Annotated in this window: 12 protein-coding genes; 7 read left to right on the top strand and 5 right to left on the bottom strand. The window is 77.5% G+C overall.

Translation table 11 applies throughout. The features are described 5' to 3' along the window. The first annotated feature begins 62 nt into the window (after window positions 1–62). On the top strand, window positions 63–692 hold the full coding sequence (locus ACRYMN_RS13580; RefSeq protein WP_432495987.1) for an NUDIX domain-containing protein: 630 nt from the start codon (window positions 63–65) through the stop codon (window positions 690–692). A gap of 72 nt (window positions 693–764) precedes the next feature. Here ACRYMN_RS13580 and arc read toward each other — a convergent pair whose 3' ends face one another. Continuing rightward, window positions 765–2,447 (bottom strand): proteasome ATPase, encoded by a 1,683-nt coding sequence (arc, locus tag ACRYMN_RS13575; RefSeq protein ID WP_432495984.1) that lies wholly within the window; start codon window positions 2,445–2,447, stop codon window positions 765–767. A 267-nt stretch (window positions 2,448–2,714) separates the two neighbouring features. On the opposite strand from arc, the gene ACRYMN_RS13570 reads away from it, so the two are divergent. Next, a complete protein-coding gene (locus ACRYMN_RS13570; RefSeq protein ID WP_432495982.1) occupies window positions 2,715–3,983 on the top strand; it encodes a YihY/virulence factor BrkB family protein in 1,269 nt (422 codons plus the stop codon). Here the strand turns inward: ACRYMN_RS13570 and ACRYMN_RS13565 are convergent. The 3 genes from ACRYMN_RS13565 to ACRYMN_RS13555 form a co-directional block, all read right to left on the bottom strand. Next, complete coding sequence (locus ACRYMN_RS13565) at window positions 3,882–4,601, bottom strand: metal-dependent hydrolase (RefSeq protein ID WP_432495979.1); 720 nt, start codon at window positions 4,599–4,601, stop codon at window positions 3,882–3,884. The genes ACRYMN_RS13570 and ACRYMN_RS13565 overlap by 102 nt on opposite strands. A 19-nt stretch (window positions 4,602–4,620) precedes the next feature. Continuing rightward, complete coding sequence (locus ACRYMN_RS13560; protein ID WP_432495977.1) at window positions 4,621–5,844, bottom strand: tRNA (adenine-N1)-methyltransferase; 1,224 nt, start codon at window positions 5,842–5,844, stop codon at window positions 4,621–4,623. A gap of 62 nt (window positions 5,845–5,906) precedes the next feature. Further along, entirely contained in the window at window positions 5,907–7,049 is a 1,143-nt protein-coding gene (locus ACRYMN_RS13555; protein WP_432495975.1) for a site-2 protease family protein, read from the bottom strand. Window positions 7,050–7,265: 216 nt separating this feature from the next. Here ACRYMN_RS13555 and ACRYMN_RS13550 point away from each other — a divergent pair, with 216 nt between their 5' ends. Further along, window positions 7,266–8,186, top strand: a complete 921-nt coding sequence (locus ACRYMN_RS13550) for a RecB family exonuclease (protein ID WP_432495972.1) — start codon at window positions 7,266–7,268, stop codon at window positions 8,184–8,186. 92 nt (window positions 8,187–8,278) lie between these two features. On the opposite strand, the gene ACRYMN_RS13545 is transcribed toward ACRYMN_RS13550, so the two are convergent. Continuing rightward, entirely contained in the window at window positions 8,279–9,061 is a 783-nt protein-coding gene (locus ACRYMN_RS13545) for an HAD family hydrolase (RefSeq protein WP_432495969.1), read from the bottom strand. 25 nt (window positions 9,062–9,086) lie between these two features. Between ACRYMN_RS13545 and ACRYMN_RS13540 the strand changes: the two genes are divergently transcribed. From ACRYMN_RS13540 to ACRYMN_RS13525, 4 genes are all read left to right on the top strand, one after another. Then, complete coding sequence (locus ACRYMN_RS13540; protein ID WP_432495966.1) at window positions 9,087–9,977, top strand: PAC2 family protein; 891 nt, start codon at window positions 9,087–9,089, stop codon at window positions 9,975–9,977. A 210-nt stretch (window positions 9,978–10,187) separates the two neighbouring features. Beyond that, on the top strand, window positions 10,188–10,820 hold the full coding sequence (locus ACRYMN_RS13535) for an AIM24 family protein (protein WP_432495964.1): 633 nt from the start codon (window positions 10,188–10,190) through the stop codon (window positions 10,818–10,820). Continuing rightward, on the top strand, window positions 10,817–11,485 hold the full coding sequence (locus ACRYMN_RS13530; protein ID WP_432495961.1) for an AIM24 family protein: 669 nt from the start codon (window positions 10,817–10,819) through the stop codon (window positions 11,483–11,485). Before ACRYMN_RS13535 ends, ACRYMN_RS13530 begins: the two co-directional genes overlap by 4 nt. Continuing rightward, the gene (locus ACRYMN_RS13525; protein WP_432495959.1) at window positions 11,482–12,249 is read left to right on the top strand and encodes an AIM24 family protein; all 768 of its coding nucleotides are present in this window, start codon (window positions 11,482–11,484) and stop codon (window positions 12,247–12,249) included. The genes ACRYMN_RS13530 and ACRYMN_RS13525 overlap by 4 nt, the downstream gene beginning before the upstream one ends. Window positions 12,250–12,276 lie beyond the last annotated feature (27 nt).

Raw genomic sequence — 12,276 nt, 5'->3', positions numbered from 1 at the left:
CGGGGAGTCCTCGCTCACGTCCGCGGCCCCGGCCGGCGCGGCGCGACGGTAGCGTCCGGGCCGTGGCGGACGGGCGCGAGAGCGGCGGTGCGGGGGCCGGCGAGCGGGTCGCCGCGCCGGGCGGGCAGGTCGCGACGCCGGGCGAGGAGGTCGTGGCGCTGTACGACCCGGGCGACGAGCGCGGGCGGGTCACCGGGGCGGCGCCGCGCTCGCGGGTGCGGGCGCTGAACCTGCCGCACGCGGCCACCGGGGTGCTGCTGCGCGACGGGCGCGGGGGCGTGTTCGTGCACCGGCGCACCACGACCAAGGACGTCAACCCCGGCGCGCACGACTGCCTGGCCGGCGGGGTCGTGGCCGCCGGCGAGGACCCCCTCGACGCCGCGCGGCGCGAGCTGGCCGAGGAGCTGGGGGTGCGGGCGCGGGCGCTGCGCCCGGTGCTGCGCCGCTGGTACCGCGACGACGCCACCCACTGCCTGGCCCACGTGTACGAGGCGTGGTGGGACGGCACCGCCCTGGCGCTGCAGGCCTCCGAGGTCGCCGCCGGCTGGTGGGAGCCGGCGCAGCGCCTGCGCGAGCGGCTGGCCGACCCCTCCTGGCCGTTCGTGCCGGACTCGCGCGCGCTGCTGGCGGCCTGGCCGTCGTGGTGGCTGGACACCGGGCCGTCCCGGCGGCTGGACGCCGGGACGTCGTGAGCACCGGCCTGCGCGCGCGACGGGCCCGCACCCCGGTGGGGTGCGGGCCCGCGGCGCCTCAGGCGCCGGTCCTCACAGGTACTGGCCGGTGTTGGCGACGGTGTCGATGGAGCGGCCCGCCTCGGTGCCCTTCTTGCCCTGCGTTAGGGTGCGGATGAAGACGATCCGCTCGCCCTTCTTGCCGGAGATGCGGGCCCAGTCGTCGGGGTTGGTGGTGTTGGGCAGGTCCTCGTTCTCCTTGAACTCGTCCACGCACGCGCTCATCAGGTGCTCCACGCGCAGGCCCCGCTGCCCGGAGGTCAGCAGGTCCTTGATGGCCGTCTTCTTGGCGCGGTCCACGATGTTCTGGATCATCGCGCCGGAGTTGAAGTCCTTGTAGTACAGGACCTCCTTGTCGCCGCCGGCGTAGGTGACCTCGAGGAACTCGTTCTCCGTGCTCTCGGTGTACATGCGTTCCACCGTGGCCTGGATCATCGCGTCCACCGCGGCGCGGGCGCTGCCGCCGTTGGCCGCGAGGTCGTCGGCGTGCAGCGGCAGGTCGGGGGTGAGGTACTTGGCGAAGATCTGCCCGGCGCTCTCGGCGTCGGGACGCTCGATCTTGATCTTCACGTCCAGGCGGCCCGGGCGCAGGATCGCCGGGTCGATCATGTCCTCGCGGTTGGAGGCGCCGATGACGATGACGTTCTCCAGGCGCTCGACGCCGTCGAGCTCGCTGAGCAGCTGCGGCACGATCGTGGTCTCCACGTCGGAGGACACCCCCGAGCCGCGGGTGCGGAAGAGCGACTCCATCTCGTCGAAGAAGACCACCACGGGGGTGCCCTGGCCGGCCTTCTCCCGGGCGCGCGCGAAGATCAGCCGGATGTGCCGCTCGGTCTCGCCGACGTACTTGTTCAGCAGCTCGGGGCCCTTGATGTTCAGGAAGTAGCTCTTCGCCTGCGTCTCCCCGCGCATCTCGGCGGCCTTGCGGGCCAGGGAGTTGGCCACCGCCTTGGCGATCAGGGTCTTGCCGCAGCCGGGCGGGCCGTACAGCAGGATGCCCTTGGGCGGGCGCAGGCCGTGCTCGCGGAAGAGGTCCGCGTGCAGGAACGGCAGCTCCACCGCGTCGCGGATGGCCTCGATCTGCGGGCCCAGGCCCCCGATGTCCTCGTAGTCGATGTCGGGCACCTCCTCCAGCACGAGCTCCTCGACCTCGGCCTTGGGGATGCGCTCGAAGGCGAAGCCGGAGCGGGTGTCCACGGTCAGGGAGTCGCCCACGCGCAGCGGTCCGTCCTCCAGGGGACCGGCCAGGCGCACCACGCGCTCCTCGTCGGCGCGCGCGAGCACCAGCGCGCGCCCGTCGCCGAGCAGCTCCTTGACGGTGGCCAGCTCCCCGGTGCGCTCGTAGTCGCACGCGGCCACCACGTTCATCGCCTCGTTGACCATGACGTCCTGGCCCGGGCGCAGCGCGGCCAGCTCCACGCCGGGGCTGACGGCCACGCGCAGGCGGCGCCCGGCGCTGACGACGTCGGCGGTGCCCTCCCCGACGGCGGCCAGGAACGTGGCGAACTGCGCCGGCGGCTGCCCGAGGCGGTCCACCTCGGCCTTGAGCGAGACGATCTGGTCGCGCGCGTCGCGCAGCGTGGCGGCGAGGCGGTCGTTCTGGGCGTCGACCTGCGCCAGCCGCGATCGGGCGGCGCCGAGCTGCTCCTCGAGCAGCGCGAGGTGGCGGGATTCCCGCTCTCCTCCGCCGCCGAAGCGGCGCTGGGGTTCCGTCATGTCGCATCCTCCCCCTGGGGCCCTCCCGGTCACCCGGTCGGGCGGTGGATGCGCTCGACCCTAACCCGGCCGGGCCCGCTGGGGCACGGGGTCGCGCCACGTGGCGCGGACGGGTTCGCGCCGGGTGCGCGCCGGGAGCGTGACGGGTGCGCGCCGGGAGCGTGACGGGTGCGCGACGGGAGCGCGCCGGGTGCGTGCCGGGTGCGCGGGTGCGCGCCGCCCGCGGGTCGTGCTGCGGGTGCCCGGCGCTCCCGTGAGGATGTGCCCGTGCCAGCCGCCCCGACCCGACCCGGTGCGCGACCCGGGGCCCGCTCCGGTGCGCGCTCCGGTGCCCGCCCCGGTGCCGTCGCCCGCGCCGACGCCTTCCAGCGCCGGCACCCGGCCGTGGGCTACCCCCTGGCGGTGGCCTACAAGTTCTTCGAGGACCAGGGCGCGTACCTGGCCGCGCTGATCACCTACTACGGGTTCCTGTCGCTGGTGCCGCTGCTGCTGCTGCTGTCCACGGTGCTGGGCTACGTGCTGGCCGGGGACCCGGCCGCGCAGGAGGCGGTGCTCGACTCGGCGCTGGCGCAGGTGCCCGTCATCGGTGGCGAGCTGGGCGGGCCCGAGCGCCTGGGCGGCGGGGCGGTGGGCCTGGTGGTGGGCGTCGGCGGTGCGCTGTACGGGGCGATGGGGGTGGGCCTGGCGCTGCAGAACGCGGCGAACGTGGCCTGGGCGGTGCCGCGCAACGAGCGGCCCAACCCCTTCGCCGCGCGCGGGCGCGCGCTGCTGCTGCTGGTGACCGCCGGGCTGTTCGTGGTGGGCACCGCGGTGCTCAGCGCCCTGATCGGCGCCTACGTCCCCGCCGGGGCGGGCGCGTGGGCCTCGCGCGCCGGCGCCGCCGCGCTGGCCGGCGTGGGCTTCCTCGTGGCGTTCCGGCTGGCGGCCGCGCACCGCCCACCGGTGCGCACCGTGCTGCCCGGGGCGCTGGTGATGGGGGTGCTGTGGCAGCTGCTGCAGTACTTCGGCGCCGGCCTGGTCGCCGAGGTCGCCGCCCGCTCGAGCGTGTCCAACCAGGTCTTCACCGTCGTCCTGGGCGGCATCGCGTTCCTCTTCGTCGCCTCGTGCTGCGTGGTGCTGTGCGTGGAGGCGGACGTGGTGCGCACCCGGCGGCTGTACCCGCGCGCGCTGCTGACGCCGCTGACGGACGCGGTGGAGCTGACCGAGGCGGACCAGCGCGCCTACACCCGCCTGGCGCAGGCCCAGCGGCACAAGGGCTTCGAGCAGGTGCACGTGCGCTTCGGGCCCTCCCCGCTGCAGGAGGAGCGCGAGCACGAGCAGCACGAGCAGGAGGAGCACGAGCGGGAGGAGCGCGAGCGCGGGCAGGAGGACCGGCGCGCCGACGCGGGTGCGGGCGGGGCGCCGGGCGGGGCGCCGGGCGACGGTGCCGGCGGGTCAGGCCGGCAGCAGGTGGCGGGCCAGCAGGGCGGCGGCGAGCACGACGGCGAGCGCGGCGACGGCGCCCTCGACGCGCACTCCGGTGCGGAAGAGCCCTAGCGCGGTGCGCCGGCGCCGCCCGCCCAGCAGCGCCACGGGCGTGGCCAGCGGCCAGGGCACCCCGCCGACGGTGAGCCAGTCGCCCAGCACGTGCACCAGGACCCCGCCGGCCACCGCCCACGGCAGCCACTCCACCCCGCCGGGGGTGCGCTGCAGCACCCACCACGCCAGCCCCCAGGACAGCAGCAGGTTGCCCACCACGGTGGTCTCCACCCGCCCGGGCACGACGAAGTGGCACCCGCGCAGCGCCGCGCCGGTGACCAGCGCCAGCGCCAGCAGCGCGCTCCACGGGTGCAGGGAGGCCGCCCACGCCAGCGCGCCGGCCACCAGCGGGGCCAGCAGCGGGTCGTGGGTGCCCCAGCGGTGCCCGCCGGCCAGGCGGCCGACGGCGGCGGCCGCGGTGGTGCTCAGCGGTCCCCACATCTGCGCCACCGTCGAGCCGGTGGGGCGCGGCAGGGCGCGCTTCCAGGAGATGCCGCCCTGGTCGAAGTCGGGCAGCAGCGCCGCCCCGCCCCACACCGCCACCCACGCCCCGGCGGCCAGCGCCCCGTGCACGGGGGCCAGCGGCAGGGTCGCGGCGCCGGCGGCCAGGCCGGTGCAGGCGTGGCTGTGCGCCATCACGTCCGCGCCGCCCGCCTCAGCCGCGGTCCGCGGCGCCGCCCGCGGCCCCGTCCACGCCCGTGCCCGTGCCCTCGCTCGCGTCCTCGCTCGCGTCGGCGCCGGCACCGGCGGTGGTGCCGTGGGTGGCGCCGTGGGTGGCGCCGTGGGTGGCGCCGTGGGTGGCGCTGTGCGAGGCGGCCGCGCCGGCCGCGGCCTGGCGGGCGGCCTTGCGGGCCTTGCGCTCGGAGACGGGCCGGTCGCCGTACTCGGTGCCGTCACCGGGCTCGGCGCCCGCCGCGAGCTCCCCCGGCTCGCCCGCGGCGTCGGCGGCCCCGGGCACGTCCTCGGAGTGCGCGCCGGGCGCCGGGCGGCGCTTGCGCAGCGGCGGGGTGACGCCGTCGGCCAGGCGGCGGGTGGTGATCAGGAAGCCGGTGTGCCCGACCATGCGGTGCTGCGGGCGCACCGCCAGGCCCTCCAGGTGCCAGCCGCGCACCAGCGACTCCCACGCCTCCGGCTCCGTCCAGCGCCCCGAGGCGCGCGCGGCCTCGGCCACGCGCGAGAGCTGGGTGGCGGTGGCGACGTAGCAGATGAGCACCCCGCCGGGGGCCAGGGCGTCGGCGACGGCGTCCAGGCACTCCCAGGGGGCCAGCATGTCCAGCACCGCGCGGTCGGCGCCGGTGCCGGCCGCGGAGGACAGCCCGCTGCCCGGCAGCGACTCCACCAGGTCGCCCACCGTCAGGCGCCAGGCCGGGTGCGGGCCGCCGAAGAACGTCTCCACGTTGCCGCGCGCGATGCCGGCGAAGTCCTCGCGCCGCTCGAAGGAGTGCACCCGCCCGCCGTCGCCGACCGCGCGCAGCAGCGACATCGTCAGCGCCCCGGAGCCGACGCCGGCCTCGATGACGACGGCGCCGGGGAAGACGTCGGCCATCTGCACGACCTGCCCGGCGTCCTTGGGGTAGACCACCGCGGCCCCGCGGGGCATGGAGAGCACGAAGTCGGCCAGCAGCGGGCGCAGCACCAGGTACTCCACGCCGGCGGTGTTGGTCACCGTGGTGCCGTCGGGGCGCCCGATGAGCTCGTCGTGCAGCACCCGGCCGCGGTGGGTGTGGAACTCCTTGCCCGCGCTCAGGGTCACGGTGTGCAGGCGACCGCGCGGGTCGGTCAGCTGCACCCGCTCGCCCTCGCGCAGCGGCCCGCGGCGGGTGGCGGCCCCGGTGGGGGCGCCGGCGGGCGCGGGGGTCGGCTCGGGGGCGGCGTTCACGGCAGGGTCCTCCGGGGGTGCGAGTGCGGGTGGCGAGGGCGGGTGGTGCCCGTGGGGCGGGCTCAGCGGGAGGTGACGGCGGCGGCGACGTCGCCGGTGTGCAGCAGCCCCTCGATGCGGCCGCCGGGCCCGAGGACCACGTGCTCGCCGGGGCGGGCGGTCACGGCGCTGAGCAGGCGCTCGCCGGTCAGCCCGGCGTCCAGCCACGAGCGCGGCGGCAGGGCGCGCGCGGTGGCGCCGGCGCCCAGGGCGGTGCGCCGCTCCTGGGGCACCTGCCGCAGCGCGGCGGTGTCCACCACCGCCACCGGGACCCCGTCGTCGGTGACGAGCACCACCTCCAGGTCGCGGTGGTAGCCGGCGGTGGCGCCGGCGTCGATGGCCGCGCGCGCGGCGCGCACGACCTCCTCGACGGTGGCGCGCGCGCTGACGCCGATGGCCGGGCGCTGCAGCGCGCGCGCCGACAGGGTGGGCACCCGGCGGCGCTGGGTGGCGTAGGACAGCGCCTGCGAGGCGCCCTGCCACAGCAGCGCGCTGACCAGCCCGGCCCACACCACCTGCGTCAAGTCGGTCCGCAGGCCCAGCAGGCGCGGCACCGCCACGGCCGCCACCAGGGTCAGCACCGCCAGGACCCGGCCGGTCCAGGCGGCGGCCACGGTGCCGTCCAGGCGGTCCCCGCGCACCTTCCAGACGACCGCCTCCAGGGCGTGCCCGCCGTCCAGCGGCAGCCCGGGCAGCAGGTTGAACACCGCCAGCAGCACGTTGGACAGGGTCAGCGCCTCCAGCAGCAGCTCCCCCACGCCCGGCGGGCCGGGCTGGGCGCGCACGAGCTCCCCGGCCTGGTGGGCGGCCAGCGCGAGCGCGCCGTTGGTGACGGGACCGACCACGGCGATCAGCAGGCTGCGCCCGGGGCCGACCTCGCCGTCCTGGAAGCTGGTGTGACCGCCCCAGACGTTGAGCACGATTCCGCTGACGCGCAGCCCGGACCAGCGCGCGGCCAGCGCGTGGGCGACCTCGTGCAGCAGCACGGAGACCAGCAGCAGCAGCGCGTAGGAGAAGGCCACCAGGTAGGCGCCCGGCCCGGGCACGCGCACGGAGACGACGGGCGCGAAGACCCACACGATGACCGCGGCGAAGAGGAACCACGAGGGCGCCAGCAGCAGGGGCACCCCGAAGGGGCGGCCCAGGCGGATGCCGGCCCCGCTCACCGGGCCCCGCCGGCGGGGCGGGTGGGGACAGGGGGTCGGCGCACGCACCGATCCTAGGTCGCCGCCGCGCGCGCACCCGCAGCGGACCACCGGGCGCCGGGCGGGCCCGGCCGGGTCCCCGCCGGGTCCCCGCCGGGTCCCCGCCGGGTGTCCGCTGCGTCCTGGTCCGGTCCGCGAGCGCCGTGCGTGTCGCAGGCGGCGCCTACCCTCACCGCCGTGAGCACCCCCGTCGTCCCCGCCGACCCGGCAGCGCCCCCGGCGCCCGAGGCGCCCGAGGCGCCCGGAGCGCCGGGGACCCCCGCGGCCCCCGCGCGCGGGCGCGGGATGCGCGGGCTCTCGCCCTCGCGGGCGGCGGACTTCCTGCAGTGCCCGCTGCTGTACCGCTTCCGCACCATCGACCGGCTGCCGGAGGCGGCCAGCGAGGCGGCCGCGCGCGGCACGCTGGTGCACGCGGTGCTCGAGCGCGTCTTCGACCTGCCGGCGCCCGAGCGCACGGCGGAGGCGGCGTGCGCGATGCTCGAGGGGCAGTGGGAGGCGCTGGGCGAGCGCGACGCGCGGGTGCGCACCCTCTTCGGCGAGGACGAGGCCGGGCGCGCGGCGCTGGAGAAGTGGCTGCGCGGGGCGCGGGCGCTGCTGCGGCGCTGGTTCGAGCTGGAGGACCCCACGCGCCTGGAGCCGGCCGAGCGGGAGGCGTGGGTGCAGGTGCGCCTGCCGGACGGACCGCTGCTGCGCGGGGTGGTCGACCGCCTGGACGTGGCGCCCAGCGGGGAGCTGCGGGTGGTGGACTACAAGACCGGCCGGGCGCCGTCGGCGGCGTTCGAGGCGGCCGCGCTGTTCCAGCTGCGCTTCTACGCGCTGGTGCTGTGGCGCCTGCGCGGGGTGGTGCCGCGCCGGCTGCAGCTGGTGTACCTCGGCTCCGGCGAGGTGCTCGGCCACGAGCCGGACGAGGACGAGCTGCTGGCCACCGAGCGCAAGGTGCGCGCGCTGTGGGCGGCGATCGAGCGCAACCGCGCGGCCGGGGAGTGGCCGGCCAAGCCGGGGCGGGGGTGCTCGTGGTGCGAGCACAAGGCGCTGTGCCCGGCGTTCGGGGGCACCCCGCCGCCGCTGCCCGCCGAGGGCGGCGGCGCACCCGCGTGAGGCGCGCGTGCGGCGTTCCCGCGTGAGGCGCGCGTGAGGCGCGCGTGAGGCGCGCGTGCGGCGCGCGCGTGCGGGGCGCGCGTGCGGGGCGCTCAGGCGCCGTCGGTGGGGCCGTCCGGCGCGAGGGTGTCCGGCGCGAGCGTGTCCGGCGCGAGGGTGTCCAGCACCTGCCCGGCGGCCACCCGGGCCAGGGCGTCGGCGTCCAGCTCCGCCAGGGAGCGCACGCGGCTGCGCCCGGGGGCGGGCGGGATGGGCACCATGTGCGGGCAGGCCACCACCGCCGCGCCGGCGGCCTCGCCGGAGGCCACGCCCGGCGCGGAGTCCTCCAGCACCACGCAGCGGGCCGGGTCCACGCCCAGCAGCTCGGCCGCGCGCAGGTAAGGGTCGGGGGCGGGCTTGCCGCGCGCGACCTCGTCGCCGGCGACGACGACGGCGAACGCGCCGGGCACCAGGGCGGCGACGGTGCCGGCCAGGGAGCGGTACGACATGGTCACCAGCGCGCACGGCACGCCGCGCCGGCCCAGCTCGCCCAGCAGCTCCAGCGCCCCCGGGCGCCACACCACGCTCGCGGAGACCTGCCGCACGACCTCGGCGAGCAGCTCCTCGACGATGGCGGCGGGCTCGAGGTGCACGCCGGTCTCGGCGGCCAGGTGCTCGGCGAGCAGGCGGCCGGAGTCGGGCAGCGCGCGCCCGACGAGCTGCAGGGCCCGCTCGTGCGACCAGCCGGCGCCGTGGCGGGCCATCAGGGCGTGCTCGGCGGCGATCCAGTGCGGCTCGGTGTCCACCAGGGTGCCGTCCATGTCCCACAGGACGGCGGCGGGCGCGGCGGGCACGGTGGGCGCGGCGGCGGGCGGGGTCGGCGTGTCGGTGGGCATCGGGGCGTGAGTCTAGGGTTGGGGGGTGCCTGAGCTGCCTGACGACGCGAGGCCGGCCGCGCCGGTCCTGCGCGACCCCGTGGTGATCGCGGCCTTCGAGGGCTGGAACGACGCCGGGGAGGCCGCCAGCCAGGCGGTCGCGCACCTGCACGAGGTGTGGGGCGCCACCGAGCTGGCCGAGCTGGACCCGGAGGAGTACCACGACTTCCAGGTCAACCGCCCCACCGTGCACTACGACGACGACGGCCGCCGGCAGCTGACGTGGCCGACCACCCGCATCTCCTACGCGCGCCTGCCCGAGGCGCGCCGCGACGTGCTGCTGGTGCGCGGCATCGAGCCGTCGATGCGCTGGCGCACCTACGCCGCCGAGGTCGTCGAGCACGCCCGCTCGGTGGGCGCGGGCCTGGTGCTGACGCTGGGCGCGCTGCTGGCCGACGTGCCGCACACGCGCCCGCTGCCGGTGACCAGCAGCAGCGAGGACCCCGAGCTGGTGGAGAAGCTGGACATCGAGCCGTCGCGCTACGAGGGGCCCACCGGCATCGTGGGCGTCGTGCAGGACGCGGTGGCGCGCGCGGGCATCCCGTCGGTGTCGCTGTGGGCGGCGGTGCCGCACTACGTGGGCCAGCCGCCCTCGCCCAAGGGCACCCTGGCGCTGCTGCACCGGGTGGAGGAGCTGCTGGACGTGTCGATCCCGCTGGGCGACCTGCCCGAGGACGCGCGCGCCTGGGAGCGCGGGGTGGACGAGCTGGCCGGCGAGGACAGCGAGATCGCCGAGTACGTGCAGCAGCTGGAGGAGGCCAAGGACACCGCCGACCTGCCCGAGGCCAGCGGCGAGGCCATCGCCCGCGAGTTCGAGCGCTACCTGCGCCGGCGCGACGACCCCCCGCGCCGCGACGACGGCCCGCGCCGCGGCTGAGCGCGCGCCGGGCCGGACGGGCGTCGGGCGGGCGTCGGGCGGGCGTCGGGCGGGCGTCGGGCGGGCGCCGGGCGGGCGCCGGGCGGGCGTCGGGCGGGCGCCGGGCGGGCCGGCTCGACACGCCCGAGCGCGAAGCGCGGCGCGCCGATCACCGCGGCGCCATGATGGGCCGCACGACGGGCCGCGGCGGGTGCGCGGGAAGGGGGCGCGGTGAGCTGGCGGTTGCTGACGCCGCGGGTCCTGGTGGTGGACCTGGACGGGTCCGCGGGCAGCGCGGTGCGCGCGCGCACCGGCTCGATGGTCGCCTGCGAGGGCGAGGTCTCCTTCAAGCACGCCGGCCTGGGCGGCGGCGGCGGGCTGCGCGCGGCGCTGAAGCAGCGCGTGACCGGTGAGTCGCTGCCGCTGATGGAGGTCAGCGGCCGCGGCACGGTGCACCTGGCGGTCGACGCCGGGCACGTGCTGCTGCTGGAGCTGACCGGGGAGGTGCTCAAAGCCGAGTCCGAGGGGCTGCTGTGCCTGTCGGAGGGGCTGCGCACCGACGTGGTCTTCACCGGCCTGCAGGGCGCCTCGAGCGGGCAGGGGCTGTTCACCACCAGCGTGAGCGGTCACGGGCGCGCGGCGCTGCTGTCGCTGGGCGGGCCGCCGATCGCGCTGCGGGTGACGCCGACGACGCCGCTGGTGGTGGACCCGGACGCCTACGTCGGCTCCCTGGGGCAGCTGACGCAGTCCTTCGTCACCGACGTGTCGTGGCGCGCCCTGCTCGGGGAGTCCTCCGGGGAGGCGTTCTCGCTGCGCTTCGAGGGGCACGGCACGGTCTTCGTCCAGCCCGAGGAGCGCCGGTGACGTTCACGGCGGTGACCTCCAAGGTGGTGCTGGCGCAGGTCGCGCCGGGCCGGGAGGTGCTGGCGCGGCGCGGGGCCATGCTGGCCACCACCGGGCGGGTGACCTTCTCCCCCGTGGCCGGCGGGCCCGGCGGCGGCGCCTACGGCGGCGGGCTGGCCGCGGCGCTGGCGCGCGGGCTGCAGGGCGAGGCGGTGGCGCTGATGGTCGCCGAGGGCTCGGGCACGGTGCACTACGGCTTCCACGGCCACCACGTCACGGTCCTCGAGCTGGACGGCTCCCGGCCGCTGTCGGTGGAGGCCGACCGCCTGCTGGCCCACGACGCCTCCCTGTCCAGCTCGGTGGTCTTCCTGGGCCGGCAGGGCGGCCTGCGCGGGGCGGTGCGCGGGGCGGTGACCGGGCAGGGGCTGTTCACCACGCAGCTGTCCGGGCGCGGCTCGGTGGCGCTGCTCTCGCACGGCGGCACGTTCGCGCTGCCCGTCGGCGGCGGCCGGCAGGTCGTGGTGGACCCGCAGGCGTACGTCGCGCACGAGGGCGACCTGCGCGTGGAGGTCGCCGCGTCGGTGTCCTGGCGCGACGCGGTCGGGCGCGGCTCCGGGGAGGCGGTGCAGCTGCGCCTGTCCGGGCAGGGCACCGTGCACGTCCAGGCCAGCGAGGAGAAGCTGTGAGCACCGAGCCGCTGGAGCCGTCCACCCTGCCCGAGCACGACAACCTGCCGGGCAACGCGTACGCGTACTGCGTGCGCCTGAGCGGCCCGCTGTTCCTGCAGACCGGGCGGATGATCGCGCACTACCCCGCCGGCGGCGGGCGCGTGCGCTTCGAGCCGCTGACGGCCACCTCGCTGGGCGCGCTGGTCGCCGAGCGCTTCTCCTCGCCGCTGTACAGCCGCGACTGGGTCGTCGCCAGCGGCGAGGGGCACGTGATCCTCGGCGACCGCGGCTACGACATCAACTCCTACGACCTCGACGACGGCAACCTCACCGTGCGCGCGGCGAACCTGCTGGCCTTCGACGCCGGGCTGGAGCTGAAGGAGTCGATCGTGCCCGGCTTCCTGACGCTGCTGGGCACGGGGAAGTTCCTCGCCAGCTCCTCCGGCCCGGTGATCTTCGTGGAGCCGCCGGTGCGGGTGGACCCCGAGGCGCTGGTGGGCTGGGCGGACTGCCCCGCCCCCGCGCAGCACTTCGACGCCGGCTGGATGGGGCACTTCCTGGGCGCCGCGCGCTCGGCGCTGCTGGGCACCCGCTCCGGCGAGGAGCGCCAGTACGACTTCACCGGCGCCGGCACCGTGCTGCTGCAGAGCTCCGAGCGCGCGATCGAGGACCCGCACGCGCTGGAGCGCCTGGAGGGCGAGGTGCGCCGGCTGGGCGTGGGGCAGCTGCAGCGCCTCGGCTCGGTGGTGCAGCAGGAGATCACCCAGCGCCAGCAGGGCTGAGCGCCGCGCGTGCGGGCGCCGGCGCCC

The sequence above is a fragment of the Kineococcus gypseus genome, assembly GCF_050871305.1.
In the GTDB taxonomy this organism is placed as follows: domain Bacteria; phylum Actinomycetota; class Actinomycetes; order Actinomycetales; family Kineococcaceae; genus Kineococcus; species Kineococcus gypseus.
Note: the sequence above shows the minus strand (reverse complement) of the source record. Positions and strands in the feature narration are given on the sequence as shown.